This is a genomic window from Serinicoccus shuyuelongi (assembly GCF_045032955.1).
Lineage (GTDB): Bacteria > Actinomycetota > Actinomycetes > Actinomycetales > Dermatophilaceae > Ornithinicoccus.
On sequence record NZ_JBJFZU010000002.1, the window covers coordinates 717,667 to 730,688 of the forward strand.

At 69.5% G+C, this 13,022-nt stretch carries 17 protein-coding genes and 1 tRNA gene; 13 read left to right on the forward strand and 5 right to left on the reverse strand.

Translation table 11 applies throughout. The features are described from left to right. The first annotated feature begins 9 nt into the window (after positions 1-9). Positions 10-474: an SRPBCC family protein gene (locus tag ACI3EY_RS03625; RefSeq protein WP_405039446.1), complete on the forward strand. Its 465-nt coding sequence runs from the start codon at positions 10-12 to the stop codon at positions 472-474. Between the two features lie 70 nt (positions 475-544). On the opposite strand, the gene ACI3EY_RS03630 is transcribed toward ACI3EY_RS03625, so the two are convergent. After that, positions 545-1,444: an aminoglycoside phosphotransferase family protein gene (locus ACI3EY_RS03630; protein ID WP_405039447.1), complete on the reverse strand. Its 900-nt coding sequence runs from the start codon at positions 1,442-1,444 to the stop codon at positions 545-547. A gap of 69 nt (positions 1,445-1,513) precedes the next feature. Here ACI3EY_RS03630 and ACI3EY_RS03635 point away from each other — a divergent pair. Next, positions 1,514-1,586: transfer RNA gene (locus ACI3EY_RS03635), tRNA-Arg, on the forward strand. Positions 1,587-1,602: 16 nt separating this feature from the next. Here the strand turns inward: ACI3EY_RS03635 and ACI3EY_RS03640 are convergent. Together ACI3EY_RS03640 and ACI3EY_RS03645 are read right to left on the reverse strand one after the other, a co-directional pair. After that, on the reverse strand, positions 1,603-2,535 hold the full coding sequence (locus tag ACI3EY_RS03640) for a tyrosine-type recombinase/integrase (protein WP_405039448.1): 933 nt from the start codon (positions 2,533-2,535) through the stop codon (positions 1,603-1,605). Between the two features lie 169 nt (positions 2,536-2,704). Continuing rightward, entirely contained in the window at positions 2,705-3,127 is a 423-nt protein-coding gene (locus ACI3EY_RS03645; protein WP_405039449.1) for a helix-turn-helix domain-containing protein, read from the reverse strand. A 128-nt stretch (positions 3,128-3,255) separates the two neighbouring features. On the opposite strand from ACI3EY_RS03645, the gene ACI3EY_RS03650 reads away from it, so the two are divergent. The 7 genes from ACI3EY_RS03650 (at position 3,256) to ACI3EY_RS03680 (ending at position 8,262) form a co-directional block, all read left to right on the forward strand. Next, positions 3,256-3,468 (forward strand): helix-turn-helix transcriptional regulator, encoded by a 213-nt coding sequence (locus tag ACI3EY_RS03650; protein WP_405039450.1) that lies wholly within the window; start codon positions 3,256-3,258, stop codon positions 3,466-3,468. A 102-nt stretch (positions 3,469-3,570) separates the two neighbouring features. Further along, positions 3,571-4,386, forward strand: a complete 816-nt coding sequence (locus ACI3EY_RS03655; RefSeq protein ID WP_405039451.1) for a hypothetical protein — start codon at positions 3,571-3,573, stop codon at positions 4,384-4,386. 52 nt (positions 4,387-4,438) lie between these two features. Next, positions 4,439-5,065, forward strand: coding sequence for a hypothetical protein (locus ACI3EY_RS03660; protein WP_405039452.1), 627 nt, complete (start codon positions 4,439-4,441; stop codon positions 5,063-5,065). Then, entirely contained in the window at positions 5,062-5,604 is a 543-nt protein-coding gene (locus ACI3EY_RS03665) for a hypothetical protein (RefSeq protein ID WP_405039453.1), read from the forward strand. The genes ACI3EY_RS03660 and ACI3EY_RS03665 overlap by 4 nt, the downstream gene beginning before the upstream one ends. 408 nt (positions 5,605-6,012) lie before the next feature. Continuing rightward, the gene (locus tag ACI3EY_RS03670; RefSeq protein WP_405039454.1) at positions 6,013-6,234 is read left to right on the forward strand and encodes a hypothetical protein; all 222 of its coding nucleotides are present in this window, start codon (positions 6,013-6,015) and stop codon (positions 6,232-6,234) included. A 331-nt stretch (positions 6,235-6,565) separates the two neighbouring features. Continuing rightward, on the forward strand, positions 6,566-7,681 hold the full coding sequence (locus tag ACI3EY_RS03675) for a phage major capsid protein (protein WP_405039455.1): 1,116 nt from the start codon (positions 6,566-6,568) through the stop codon (positions 7,679-7,681). A 191-nt stretch (positions 7,682-7,872) separates the two neighbouring features. After that, positions 7,873-8,262 carry a WhiB family transcriptional regulator gene (locus ACI3EY_RS03680; protein WP_405039456.1) on the forward strand — a complete coding sequence of 130 codons (390 nt, stop codon included), beginning with the start codon at positions 7,873-7,875 and terminating at the stop codon, positions 8,260-8,262. 68 nt (positions 8,263-8,330) lie between these two features. Here ACI3EY_RS03680 and ACI3EY_RS03685 read toward each other — a convergent pair whose 3' ends face one another. Next, entirely contained in the window at positions 8,331-8,888 is a 558-nt protein-coding gene (locus ACI3EY_RS03685) for a DUF4145 domain-containing protein (protein ID WP_405039457.1), read from the reverse strand. Between the two features lie 731 nt (positions 8,889-9,619). Here ACI3EY_RS03685 and ACI3EY_RS03690 point away from each other — a divergent pair. The 3 genes from ACI3EY_RS03690 (at position 9,620) to ACI3EY_RS03700 (ending at position 11,846) form a co-directional block, all read left to right on the forward strand. Then, a complete protein-coding gene (locus tag ACI3EY_RS03690; RefSeq protein WP_405039458.1) occupies positions 9,620-10,045 on the forward strand; it encodes a hypothetical protein in 426 nt (141 codons plus the stop codon). Positions 10,046-10,216: 171 nt separating this feature from the next. Beyond that, positions 10,217-11,329, forward strand: a complete 1,113-nt coding sequence (gene mraY / locus ACI3EY_RS03695; RefSeq protein WP_405035783.1) for a phospho-N-acetylmuramoyl-pentapeptide-transferase — start codon at positions 10,217-10,219, stop codon at positions 11,327-11,329. A 70-nt stretch (positions 11,330-11,399) separates the two neighbouring features. After that, positions 11,400-11,846 (forward strand): Hcp family type VI secretion system effector, encoded by a 447-nt coding sequence (locus ACI3EY_RS03700; protein ID WP_405039459.1) that lies wholly within the window; start codon positions 11,400-11,402, stop codon positions 11,844-11,846. 27 nt (positions 11,847-11,873) lie between these two features. Here the strand turns inward: ACI3EY_RS03700 and ACI3EY_RS03705 are convergent, their stop codons facing one another. Further along, the gene (locus ACI3EY_RS03705; RefSeq protein ID WP_405039460.1) at positions 11,874-12,692 is read right to left on the reverse strand and encodes a hypothetical protein; all 819 of its coding nucleotides are present in this window, start codon (positions 12,690-12,692) and stop codon (positions 11,874-11,876) included. A gap of 107 nt (positions 12,693-12,799) precedes the next feature. Between ACI3EY_RS03705 and ACI3EY_RS03710 the strand changes: the two genes are divergently transcribed. Next, positions 12,800-13,012, forward strand: a complete 213-nt coding sequence (locus tag ACI3EY_RS03710; RefSeq protein ID WP_405035786.1) for a hypervirulence associated TUDOR domain-containing protein — start codon at positions 12,800-12,802, stop codon at positions 13,010-13,012. Positions 13,013-13,022 lie beyond the last annotated feature (10 nt).

The following is a 13,022-nucleotide window of genomic DNA, read 5'->3' on the forward strand; positions in this document are numbered from 1 at the left end:
CGTCGAGGTATGAGCGAAACGACGAGTGTCACTGTCACGCGCACCATCGACGTGGCGAACAAGGACGTCTTCGGCGTGCTGTCCCTGCCGCAGAACCACGTGGCCATCGACGGGTCGGGCTTCGTGCTCTCCGTGGACCACGGGGACCGCATCACGGGGACCGGCCAGGTGTTCACCATGAACATGAGCGGCGACCACATGGGTGGTGAGTACAAGACCGACAACCACGTCACCGGCTACGACGAGGGCAAGCTGCTGGCGTGGGAGACCGCGCCGGCCGGCACCACCCCTCCCGGGTGGGAGTGGGTCTGGGAGCTGACCCCGCTCGGTCCGGACAGCACCGAGGTCCGGCACACCTACAGCTGGGGCAAGGTCACCGACCCCGACCTGCTGAAGAAGATCTCCTTCCCGCTGGTCACCGAGGAGCAGCTGGAAGAGGCCCTCAACAACCTGGCCGCAGCAGCGTCCTCCTGACGCAGCGCACCGGCGCACGACAGCCCCCGACCACCTGGTGGTCGGGGACTGTCGTGTCGGCCGTGGGGTCTCAGGAGTGGCCGGCCAACAAGAGCAGCTCATCGGTGCGCGCGCTCGACCCGGACCAGGTGATGTGCGAGATCGCGGTCACCACGGCGTTCACCGCGCACCAGCCGAGCAGCCTGTCCAGGTCCATCCCCACCAGCGGTGCCAGCTCGGCCGCGCGCGTTCGCATCCGGGCCGCGTCCCCCTCGGTGACCACGTAGTCGACCATGTCGAAGCACCGGTCACCGACGCACAGCTTGGGGTCGATGACGACCAGCCCGCGGTCACCGCCGTCGAGCACGTTGCCCAGGTGCAGGTCCCCGTGGATGACGACCTGCTCGGTGCCGGTGCGGATCAGATCGCGGCAGTCGGCGACGACGCGCTGCCACAGGCTGTCCGGGACGTGCGTGCGGACCTGGGGAAGGGCCTGGCGGGCGCCGATGCGGTCGACCATGTCCTCGCAGCGGTCGGCGAGGGTGTCGCTGACCCCGTCGACGTCGGTGCGGTGCAGGTCCTGCAGCAGCGAAGCCCACTGCGGAGGGGTGGGCGGCTCCCCGCGCGTGCTGTCGAGGGTGTGCCCTGGCACGATCCGTTCCAGCAGGACGGCACCGTCCTCCGGAGCCTCCACGAGGACCGTCGGTGCGCGGCCGGTGGCGGCCAGGTGCCGCATCATCCTGCTCTGGCGGGTGAGGAAGGCGGCGTCCGGGCTGACCTTGAGCACAGCCGGGCCGTGGCCCTCCGCCTCGACGGCGAGGACGACGGAGGTCGCGCCGGAGGGGTAGAGCCCCTGTGGCCGCAGGCCCCACCGGCCACGGAGTCTGTCCACCAGGCCGGGCAGCGACTGGCCGAAGGCGTCGGCGCGCTCCCGCCCGAAGCGGTCGCTGAGCGCGGTGCCCTCGCGGACGAGGTCCTCGGCGGTGATCATGCCGCGGACGATACACACGTGCGGGGCGTGAGAAGATTGACGTCGCGCCCGGCCCAGACGCCGGGCTCGGCCCTCGTAGCTCAGGGGATAGAGCACCGCTCTCCTAAAGCGGGTGTCGCAGGTTCGAATCCTGCCGGGGGCACGCACATCAGTGCAGGTCAGGGGCCTGTCGCACGCATCTGGGGGAACGTCGCGACCTCTCCGGTCCGCACAGAGTCCGCAAGAATCCGCGAACGGGCGTCCGTGAGCCGGTCCGCGACCGTGTCTAGGTCCTCATCGAAGAGGTCGGAATAGACGTCCAAGGTGACGCTCGGCTTCTCGTGCCCGAGCATCCGCTGGAGGGCCAGTACGCTCGCGCCGGCGGACACGGCCATGCTCGCCGCGGTATGCCGCAGCTCGTGTGGCGTCAGGCCCGTCAGGCCTGCATCCTCCGCGGCCGCGTCGAACCACCCCCGTCGCATGTTCCGCACGCGCAGCACGCCCCCTTGCGGCGATCCGAAGACCAGGTCCTCCTTGTCGAGCCCGTCGACGCGCCGCGCCAACGACTCCGCCAGGAACGAGGGGAAGGGCACCGATCGCCGCTGGTGGTCCTTGGGGGAGGACCACGCGAGCCGCCCGTTGACCTCGGTCACCGACTCCTCGATCGTCAGTCGCCTCCGCAGCAGGAGCACGTTCCGCGCCCTGAGCGCCGATAGCTCACCGATCCGCAGGCCGCAGTACGCCAGCACGAGCACCACGTCCCGACCGTGCTCGCCGGCCGCTTCCGCGAGCCCCTCCACCTGGCGCGCGTCGAGGTATCGCCGCGGCGTCAGCTTCTGTGAGGGCAGGGAGATCCCCTCCGCGGGGTTGACCACGAGCCGCTTGGATTTCACCGCGTAGCGGAGCACGGACGAGAGGACGCCAGCGACCTTGCGCACCGTCGCGGCCGCGAGGCCCGCCCTCTGGAGGTCGCTGACCCAACCCTGTACCCCCTCGAACGTCACCCGTGACAGGGGGACCTTGCCCCATACCGGGAGGACGTGGTTGTCGAGGACGGACCTGTTCCTGGCGCGGGTCGACTCCGCCCAGCTCGGGTGCGTCGCCAGCCACATCTCCGCGACCTGTCCCACGGCCGCCCGGCTCGCGGACGGGTCGACCCACTGACCCGTGACTAGCTCCGCGGTGCGCTCGTCCAGCCACCGTTGCGCGCCGACCTTCTGCGCGTGGTGGGAGGCGTGCTCCTTCCCCGCCGCGTCCCGGTAGCGGGCCCGCCACTTCCCATCAGGTCGCTTCTGGATGCTCGCCACGGTCCCTCTCCTCCTCGGGGTGGTCCTCCTCGAGCTGGGGGTCCGCGAGGACCTCGCGCATATCGCGCACGACCCTGGTCAACTCCGTCAACGCCTCGTCCACGTAGCGCAGCCGCTTCAAGAGCTGGCCGCGCTGGATGAGGTCCGCGGACAACTGGAGCTCTGAGTCCGTCGAGGTCCCGAACGACACACCGGGTCCCAGGATCGTCGTCAACGCCATGCCCTCCGCGACGGTGATCGACTGTGCCCCCCGCTCGACCCGGGAGACGGTCGTCTGGTGCCAATGTTCCTGGCCGGCCTCCCGCATCGCCGCGGCGAGGTCGCTCTGGGATAGGCCCACCTCCTGGCGGGCGTAGCGGACATTTGAGCCCACGCGACGATCGTCGGCGCGCCCCACGGGGTCCTTCTTCCTCGGAGTCATGAGCACACGGTAACACGCAAATGCTTACCAACACACGGTGAAGCAGACTCGTGTTACCGTGTGTTTGTAGTCTCCACGCAACACACATGGAAGGGCTCCAGATCATGACCGACACCAGTCCCAACCTCGACCTCCTCAACCTCAAGGAGGCCTCCGCCTACACCCGCGTCCCTGAGGCCACGCTCCGACTCTGGCGGCACCGCGGCACCGGCCCCCGGTCGTTCCGACTCGGCCGCCGCGTCATGTACCAGCGCGCTGAGCTCGACGCCTGGGTCCAGGACCAGATCGACGCCGCAGACCGCCAGCGCGGCGCCTGAGAGGGCTGACCGTGCGAGCCCCTCACCCCACACCCATCCCGGTGGCTCGCTTTCTCGTCGTCATGCACTACCCGGTCCTCAAGGAAGGGAGATAGGTCAGATATGGCGTGGGTCAAGACGTCCGACAACGCGCACGGGCACCCAAGGGTGGCCGCGCTCCGAGACGCACCGAAGGCGGACCGGCGCACCAAGTGGGAGGTCTACGGGTTCGTTCACGCCCTGGCCGAGCTCTCAGCCGCCCACCTCACTGACGGCAGGATCAACCGAGACACGGTGGAGACGTTGGGCGGCACCCGCTGGTCCGTGCTCGTCGCCCAGGCCGTGCACGCCGGCATCCTGACCGAGCACATCGACAAGAAGACCGGCGCTCGCAGCTGGCAGCTGGTGGATGACCCGAACTGGGTCCATATCCGCCCCGCTGCAGAGATCGAGTGGGAGCGTCAGCGCAGGGCTGACGCCTCGAACACCGCCCTCACCGTCCCGGTGCGGCTGAAGTGGGGCGATCAGTGCGCGTACTGCGGGATCATCGTCAACTGGCAGGACCGCCGAGGCCCCCGTCGAGGGACCTACGATCACCGCGTCCCGGGCCAACCGGCGACCGTTGAGACCTACGTCCCGGCCTGTTTCGCATGCAATCGAGGACGCTCCGACAGCGAAAATGCAGATCTCGTTTTCCCCCTCCGGCCGCCTCCAAACGAGCCTTTCTACAGCGAGCAGACCGCAAAGTGGCTGGTCAACCACGGTCACCCTGTTCGCGCATCAGCAGGTATCCAGCAGAAACCTGGGAGAAAACGATCGTCAGTGCCGGGAACGGGTCGGGACGGGACGGGACGGGTAGCAGATCAGGGGGGCACCCCCCCTGATCTGTCGGTCTCACCCGCCTCCCATCAGCCGGCCCAGGAAGGTGCTCCCGGATGACCGCTCACCCACTCAGCCAGCCCTCCTGCTCCCCTTCCGGAAGGTGTGCCCGATGAGCCCCCCTCGACTCGATGGCATGGTCCGCACCCGCGACGGGGACCTGGTCCCGGCCGACACCCTCGCCCCTCACACCTGCGAGCGCGGGTGGGTCGGTCCCGCGGCTAATCCAGCACCCTGCCCCGTCTGTCGACCGGGCACCGTTGCCCGCCTCGCCGAACAACGCCGTCGCGCCGACGAGCGCCGCGCCGGCCCGCACCACGTCCGCCCCGCGGCTCTGCGCCCGTCCCCGAGCGCCGAGCACACACCCACCGACCCACCGGCGCTCGCCGGTGAACCCGAGCCGACCCGGCTCATCACCACCACGAAGGAGCAGCACGCTATGTCCAACCACCCCCAGCTCTCGCTCTGCCTCACGGCCGACGACCGCGACCTCGTCGTCGCCGAGCTGCGCGCTACGGCCGACACCATCACCAGCACCGCCACGCACGAGGCCGCCTCGATCGTCGCCGGCTCTCGGGAGGAGCAGGGCCGTGACCCGCGGACGCTCGCGCTGCACCTGGCGCAGCGGCTCGCTCGCGCTCTCGACCTTCGGCGCATCGCCGACGAGCTCGCGACCGCGACCTCAGCGCCGTCCGCCGACGTCGCGCTCCCTTCCGAGGACCTGGAGGCGAGCGCGTGACCGCCGTCGACCACGAGACCGCTACCGCAGAGCAGGTCGTGCAGCCCCTCGACTCGCCCGCAGCGATCCTGAGGGAGACGCGCTGGATCACGGGGGAGGCGCACCAGCTCGTGGGCTCCACGGACGAGGCCCGTCGCGCGGAGTTCATGAAGCGCAAGCGCGCCTTGCTCACCGCAATCGAGCACGACGAGCCGGCCTGGACCACGACCGACGACCCAGCCTCGACCACGACCGACGACCCGGTCTCGACCGAGGAGGAGAGCACGTTGCGCGCCTACATCGATGACGCTGTGACCATCACCCTGCCTAGCCCTGACGATGCCGAGCTGATCACGCAGGCGTTGCGAGCTCACGCCGTCGACGTGCGCACGGCCTCGACTGACGCGCCTCGGTTCCTGTCCCACTCAGCGAGCCGCAGTCGGCTCGTGTCGATGCTCCTCGAGGCCGGGACCCAGGCTCTACGGGACGAGGCCGACGACCTCGAAGCGCTCGCAGACCTCATCAGCGAGCAGGCCGAACCCCCGAAGGACCGCCGATGAGTGTCGTTCACGCACGCTCGACGTCCGTGCAAGCGCTCGCTGTCCGCTCCGACTGCACAGTGATGGGTCCGGCGGCGGCCGGCTGCGCGCCCCTCCCGCTCCCGGGCCACCCCAGCTGGGGGGCGTCTGGATCATGACGCGCCACCGTGTCCACTCTCCGCCGTTAGTGGCGTTCCCTCCCCGGAAAAAAATGCCTCCCTCGGGAAACATCGACGGGCGCGCCACCCACCGCGCTCACCGGGCCGAGCACTACAGGCCCGCCTACCGCTCGACCAGCCCGTCCATGGCACAACGCCACTCCCGAATGCTGTCCGCCTGCCAGCGGCCCGCACACGGCTCCCTCATCAGGGGGATGGGAAACGACCGGGAAACCAGCACCCCGCACGACCGACCGGAATCGAGGACCGCATGACCATCGCCGACCGTCTCGCCGCTCTGACCCCCGAGGAGCTGCTGGAGGCCAACGACCTGGCCCGCCGCTACGTGGGCAAGTCCATCGAGGCCTGCGACCAGGCTGACCTTCTCGTGATCCTCCAGGGGATCCACGAGCACAAGTCCCTCCTCTTGCACGAGCTCGACTTCGCCGCCTCCAACTTGGCCGCCGTGATCCGTGGGCACGACGCGGCATGACCGCCTCCCCGCCCTTGTCGGCCAGCGCCGGTATGCTGAGACTTGCACCGATCACCGATCGAGGAGCAAGCCGACGTCAAGTCGGGCGAGAGCAGCCGAGGAGCCCCACGGGGCCAAGGCAGCCCCGCCCCACGAGGAACTGGTGGCGAGCCAAGGTTGGTAGCGGCGCGGCCAGCGGGCTCGCCCCGTCCGTCGCTCCCGGGAAGTGCGTCGCGACGTTCCACGTCGAGGCCAGCGGGTTCGCCCCGTCCGTCTCCGTGATCGCGGCTCCTCTCCATACTCCTCACCGCCCGCGCTCGCGGATGCGACCGGGCAGATCGGAACTCTCATCATGAACCTCAAGCAGCAGCGGGTAGCCGCTATCAAGGCCGCTCAGGCCATTCTCTCGAAGGCCGACGCCGAGGGCCGTGCCCTCACCGCGGCCGAGCTGTCCCTCGTGGAGGGCCACAAGACCTCCATCGAGTCCCTGACGACCCAGATCGACGCGGTCGAGGCGAGCCAGGACTTCTTCAGCCAGATCGCCGGCCCCGCCGGCACCGCGTCCGGGAAGGCCGGCGTTCCGGTCTCCGGGTGGGCCGACGCCGTCCTGAGCACCCTGTCCAAGGAGGCCACCACGCGCGGAGTGAAGGCCCTCCTCGACGGCCAGGTCGCGACCGCCCCGGTCACCCCCATGACCGCGCTGCCGGCCCTGCCGACACGCGTCATCGACCTGATCCCCAAGACCGAGCTCGACTCCAACCACTTCACCTACCTGCGCCAGACCGTCCGCGACGAGCAGGCCGCGCCGGTGGCGGACAACGCCCTGAAGCCGACCTCGATCTACACCTTCAAGGAGATCGAGGACCGGGCCCGGGTGGTGGCGCACCTGTCCGAGCCGTTCCCCCTGCGCTACCTGGACGATCACGCCGGCCTCGGCGCGATCCTCGACGCGGAGATGAAGGAGGGCGTGCTCCGGGCGCTGGAGGACCAGATCATCAACGGCCTGGGCACCGGGGAGGAGTTCACCGGGCTCATGACCACCACTGGCGTCCGCCAGGTCGACTACGGGACCGACGTGATCACCACGATCCGATCCGCCCGCTCCGCCCTCGGCGCGATCGGGGAGAACCCCACGGCGTGGGTGTTCCACCCCAACGACCTCGCCGCGCTCGACCTCACCCGTGAGGACGGCGCGACCGGTGGGTTCCTCATGGACGCCGCGGCCGTGGACAACATCTTCGGCAAGATCCCCCGGGTCGAGTCCTACTCCGTCCCCGAGGGCGTCGCGCTCCTCGCGGACTGGCGCACGGTCGTCCTGCGCGTCCGCCAGGCCGCGCACACCCTCGCGGCCACACAGTCCGGGGACCTGTTCGACAAGAACCAGGTCAAGCTCCGCGCCGAGGGCAGGTTCGGGCTCGAGACCCACCGCCCGCAGGCCGTTGCCGTGGTGGACCTCGAGGCGGCCTGACGATCATGGGCGTCAACGTCACCCCTCGGCCATTCAAGCCTCACTCCGTGGCCGACTTCCTAGCTGGAGGCAGGGGAACGATGGTCGGGCGAGCCGGTTTCGTAGACCGGCGCTTGTAGCCCTTCCAGCGCCCACCCGAGGCCCCTCCGCCAGCTGCTCGGCGGAGGGGCCTCTCCGTGCGCCTGCCAAACATGGGAATCGTTCTCGCATACGCTCACAGGGTGGACGACGACGTAGACCCCGCGGACACTCGCACCGCCGACAGCTCGACCGCCCCGCCCTGCTACGTAGGTCCGCGAGCCGTTGCCACCACCCCCGAATGGGAGGCCCTCTGGGGCGTGCGCGCCAGGGTCGAGGCCGCAGGCGACCGCATCCCCTGCGACGGGGACCCCCGGCACACGTCGGACGACCCCCGCCTGCGCGCCGAGGCCATCGAGGTTTGCCGGCCCTGTCCGATCTTCACTGAGTGCGCCGCGGCCGCCGCCTCCACTCGCGAACGATTCGGCGTCTGGGCCTCGAGAGACTTCCGTAGCACCGCCGCCACCGCTCCACGGACGAGCTCAGCGACGAGTGCGGCCTGACCGATGCCCCGGCGCGTGGCGGCGCTCACGGACTAGACCTCTGTGCCGGTCGAGCCCAAGGGTGCCGCTCAGCCCTCGGCTTGACGGCCCTGCGCCCGAAGGAGTTGCGCGGGCATCTCATACTCGTGACGAATCAGGTGCCGTAGGAAGGAGCCCAGCGCCTCTGCCTCTTCCGCGGTCACTTCGTCGTAGTCCTCTGGGTGCGCGCCTTCGTTCCCTAGCTGGTTGAGATGATCCGCCCACTCCCATAGGGACTTGTGGAGATCGCCAGACGATTTCATGCGGGTAAGTGCAGGTTTCAGGAACCGCTCGCCCCTTGCTGCTTCATCACCCATGTCCTTCACGAAGAGGTGCAGCGCTGACCGGAACATGACCGCTGCGGCACGGTTGGCACCGATGCTCAGGCACCGCATGCCCTCGTCGTAGGCCGATGCCACCTCGGGGTCGACTTCTTCATCCAGAGTGCCCATGCCAGGGGTGGGATACCACGTCCGACCCTCGCCGAGTTCGTCCGTGACGACTAAGGTGCTGCGGTTGCAGCCGTAGCACTTCAGTGTCGCGACTCTGTAGGTGATGACGTAGCCGTGGGCACGGTTCTCTCCAGCGAGGCTGTCTTGGATGGCCACATCGAAGTTCGAAACACGTCCGCACCATGGACACGGCCCGGTAGGGTCGCCCGGAGTGGGAAGCGTGTCAGGGTTTCTTTCGCTCATCACGCCATCCTTCCCCAAAACAACAGGGATCCGCGCGTCGCGACGCTATACCCGCAGGAAGCACATTCGGCTTCCGCAGGGACCGCAGGCGGCCTCCACGGCCCCCGCGGTGTTGCTGGTCCCGGTCGACTCCCGCAGGGCTGCAGGCGGCCCCCACGGCCCCTACGGCGCTCGCGGCACTCGAGGCGCTAAGCGTCCCGCTGGTCGCGGTCGACTCCCACAGAGCTGCAGACGGCCCCCACGGCCCACGCGGCGTGCTGGGCGTCCCGCTGGTCGTGGTCGGCTCCCGCAGGGCTGCAGGCGGCCCCCACGGCTCACGCGGCGTGCTGGGCGTCCCACTCTGGTCCCGATCGGCCCCCGCCGGCCGCCCCACGGCCCCGACGGTGCTCGGGGGCGTGCTGGGCGTCCCGAGTCCGCACGTAGTCCGCAAGATTGCGGACTAATACACACAACAGCTATGAACACCAGTCAATCTAACCGCTGGTCAACGAGGGGGGTGCGCTACAGCAAGCACCTGTGCAACACGACACGACGCTCTCTGAAAGGCTCTCCTAAAGCGGGTGTCGCAGGTTCGAATCCTGCCGGGGGCACATCCGTACGCAGGGACCCCCGGCGCGAGGCTGAGAACCGGTCTACGATGCCGTGTGCTCTCCCTCGTCCGGTTCCAGAGCGCGGTCCCCAACCGTCGTGGCCGGTTCCCCGGTGTCTTCGCCCTGGCCAACGGTTTGGCGCACGACGGTCTCCTCTCGCACGCGGACCACCGTTGGTGGGAGTCCGCGAACACCGCGATGAACGCGGCCTACGCCCATCCCACGGCGAACGACCCGACGGCATACGACCCGGTCCGGCACCCGGGAGCCACCTCGTGGTTCAAGGACCCGGAGGCCGCAGGTCTCATCGAGAGGGCTCGGGAGTACCTCGAGCTCCTGGACCGGTATGGCGTCCCCTGGGTCGAGCTGCGCACGCGCACCCCCGGGGTCGTGCACTACGAGGACGAGGTCCAGGTCGTGTCCACGGCGTACCAGTTCGCCGAGCACTGGCCGTTCGCCGGGCGGGCGCCGAGAGGCTGAGCCGGTCGCTGCCGTCGGCCCGTGTGGCTCACCGGCAACGGCGCCCCACTGTCATACCGTAGACCGCGGTCCGGCCCGAGCGTGTTCGGACCACCCTCTCCCGAACGAATCCGTGGGCGCCGCAGGGAGGGCGATGACTGCACCTGCGCCCCGCTGGGACCAAGGAGACAGATGGTCAACGTCATGCTGGCCGGTGGCATCTCGATGACCCTCGCCCTGCTCTGCACACCGCTGTTCATCCGGTTCCTGGTGCGACGACGCTACGGCCAGTTCATCCGCGACGACCTCACGCACCACCACGTCAAGCGGGGCAAGCCCACCATGGGTGGCGCGGTGATCATCGGGGCGGCCATCGTCGGCTACTTCACCTCGCACGCCGCGCTGCTGGGGCTGGACGCCAGCGGGCTGGTCGACGTCACCCCCAGCCGCATCTCCCTCAGCGCCCTGCTGGTGCTCTTCCTGCTCACCGGCCTCGGCCTGGTCGGGTTCTTCGACGACTACATCAAGATCCGCAAGGAGCGCAGCCTCGGGCTCACCTCCGTGCAGAAGCTCACGGGGCAGACCCTGGTCACCGTCGTCTTCGCCCTCGCCGCCCTGCTGGTCACCGATGAGGACGGTCGCACCCGGGCCTCGACCGCGATCTCGTTCATCAGGGACACCGATGTCGACCTGGCCTTCGCCGGTCCGACCCTGGGCGCCGTCCTGTTCATCGTCTGGGCGAACGTGCTCATCGCGGGAGCCTCGAACGGCGTCAACATCACCGACGGGCTGGACGGCCTGGCGACCGGAGCCTCGGTGATGGTGTTCGGCGCCTACACCGTGATCAGCATGTGGCAGTACAACCAGAACTGCCAGGTGACCCCGGGGCCCAACTGCTACAACGTCAGCGACGCCCTGGACCTCGCCGTCGTCTCCTGTGCCATCGCCGGAGCCTGCTTCGGGTTCCTCTGGTGGAACGCCTCGCCGGCCTCGATCATCATGGGGGACACCGGCTCGCTGTCGCTGGGAGCCGCGCTGGCCGGGATGGCCATCCTGACCCAGACCCAGCTGCTGCTGGCGGTCCTAGGTGGCCTCTTCGTGATCATCACCGCGTCGGTCATCATCCAGGTCATCAGCTTCAAGCTGACCGGCAGGAGAGTCTTCAAGATGGCGCCGCTGCACCACCACTTCGAGCTCGTCGGGTGGGCCGAGGTGACCATCGTCGCCAGGTTCTGGATCATCGCCGGCATCTGCGTCGCCGCCGGCCTGGGCCTCTTCTACGGCGAATGGGTCGCCAACCTGTGATCACGGGTATACGGGAAGGTCGCCGGTGCCCTAGCGTGGTCTGACCCAGCCATCGCCGAGAGGGAAGCCCATGAGCATCGACGGATTCCTCACGGTCCCCGGCATCCCTGGTGAGAGCACCCGTGCGGGCCACGAGGACGAGATCGAGGTCCACGGGGTCACCTTCGGCATGGAGGCGCCGGTCGCCCGAGGGGGTGTCGCCCGGGGAAGGGTCTCCTTCGACCCGGTGGTCGTGTCGAAGAGCTACGACAGGTCCTCCCCGGCGCTGAAGGGGGCGCTCGCCACCCACCGGCACCTGGACGAGGTCGTGCTCTCCGTGCAGCGCACCGTCGAGGGCGAGCAGGCCGACTACCTCGTGGTCACGCTGGAGGACGTCAGCGTGGTGAAGTACGACCTCTACCTGGACACCGAGCGCGACGGTGTCCTCGTGGAGCAGGTCGCCTTCACCTACCGAAGCGTCGCCTTCACCTACGCGGGTCAGTACGAGGTCGAGCTCGAGGTGCGGGGCGCCCGCTGAGCGTCGGCTCCGGCAGCACTCGCGCCGTCAGCGGCTCGACGACTCCTGGGCACGCTGCAGCAGCACCGTCCCCGCGGTGGCCAGCACCAGGCCGGCCGCGATGGCGAGACCCCAACCGTCGCGGACTCCGTCGCCGAGCCAGGCGAGACCTACCAGGGCTGGCACGAACGTCTGGGCCGTGATCATCGGGGCGGTGGCGGTCGAGACCGGCGCCCGGTCGAGCGCCAGCGAGTAGAGCCAGAACGCCAGGACGCCGAAGGCGGGCACCGCGAGCGCGGATGCGACGATCGCAGGGGAGAGGGGCAGGTCCACGCCTCGCACCGCCAGGGCGGAACCGGCATACCCCAGCCCCGCCAGTGTCCCGAGGGTCACCGCGCCGGCGCGCCGCGCCAGCACACCGACGACCAGCAGCACACCCAGGGCGAGGACGAGACCGATCGCGAAGCCGGCCCCCTCGACGACCTCACCAGCCGACCCGGCCCCCACCGCCAGCAGCACCAGACCGCCGGTGACGGCGGCGATCCCCAGCCAGCCGGACCGGGTCAGGATCTCCGAGAGCCGGGCGGAGGCGAGGGCGGTCACCGGCAGCGACAGCGCGATGCTGGCCTGCGCGAGGTAGAGCGGCAGCAGCCAGATGGCCACCGCGTGCAGCACGAAGCCCACCAGGTATGCCGCGACGACCGCCATCATCCAGGGGTTGCCGACCGCCCACCGCACGAAGGGACCCAGGCCCTGCGTGCTCCGCGCATCCCCCCGCACCGCGCGCGCCTGCACGACGGCCGCCAGGCCGAAGAGGACCGCCGCCGCGACGCCCGCGAGCAGCCCGGCGGCCAGGTCGGCGTCCATCAAGGTCGGCCTCACGGTGGGTGGACGGGGGAGCGTCAGCATACGGTCCAGGAGTGGGTGAGGACCTCCCGGAGGCGCCGGCCCGGCAACGGTGCTGTGATGTCCGCATGGCTATCCGCACAGGCACTGACGTGAAGTGGCGCTGGGGCTCCTCCTGGGTCGAGGGCACCGTCACCGAGGTCCACCACGACAAGGTCACCCGGCGGACCAAGGGGGAGTCGGTGACGCGCAACGGCAGTGACGACGACCCCGCCTACGTCATCGAGCAGGACGACGGGACGGTCGTCCTGAAGCTGCAGAGCGAGGTCGAGCGCGCCTGAGCGGCGCCTC

Bases quoted from the DNA above. Each gene is read 5' to 3' on its own strand.
- ACI3EY_RS03625 (WP_405039446.1), top strand. From the start codon at position 10: ATGAGCGAAACGACGAGTGTCACTGTCACGCGCACCATCGACGTGGCG.
- ACI3EY_RS03650 (WP_405039450.1), top strand. From the start codon at position 3,256: ATGACCGACACCAGTCCCAACCTCGACCTCCTCAACCTCAAGGAGGCC.
- mraY (WP_405035783.1), top strand. From the start codon at position 10,217: ATGGTCAACGTCATGCTGGCCGGTGGCATCTCGATGACCCTCGCCCTG.
- ACI3EY_RS03700 (WP_405039459.1), top strand. From the start codon at position 11,400: ATGAGCATCGACGGATTCCTCACGGTCCCCGGCATCCCTGGTGAGAGC.
- ACI3EY_RS03680 (WP_405039456.1), top strand. From the start codon at position 7,873: ATGGGAATCGTTCTCGCATACGCTCACAGGGTGGACGACGACGTAGAC.
- ACI3EY_RS03705 (WP_405039460.1), bottom strand. From the start codon at position 12,692: ATGGACGCCGACCTGGCCGCCGGGCTGCTCGCGGGCGTCGCGGCGGCG.
- ACI3EY_RS03655 (WP_405039451.1), top strand. From the start codon at position 3,571: ATGGCGTGGGTCAAGACGTCCGACAACGCGCACGGGCACCCAAGGGTG.
- ACI3EY_RS03675 (WP_405039455.1), top strand. From the start codon at position 6,566: ATGAACCTCAAGCAGCAGCGGGTAGCCGCTATCAAGGCCGCTCAGGCC.
- ACI3EY_RS03630 (WP_405039447.1), bottom strand. From the start codon at position 1,444: ATGATCACCGCCGAGGACCTCGTCCGCGAGGGCACCGCGCTCAGCGAC.
- ACI3EY_RS03670 (WP_405039454.1), top strand. From the start codon at position 6,013: ATGACCATCGCCGACCGTCTCGCCGCTCTGACCCCCGAGGAGCTGCTG.
- ACI3EY_RS03660 (WP_405039452.1), top strand. From the start codon at position 4,439: ATGAGCCCCCCTCGACTCGATGGCATGGTCCGCACCCGCGACGGGGAC.
- ACI3EY_RS03710 (WP_405035786.1), top strand. From the start codon at position 12,800: ATGGCTATCCGCACAGGCACTGACGTGAAGTGGCGCTGGGGCTCCTCC.
- ACI3EY_RS03640 (WP_405039448.1), bottom strand. From the start codon at position 2,535: ATGTGGCTGGCGACGCACCCGAGCTGGGCGGAGTCGACCCGCGCCAGG.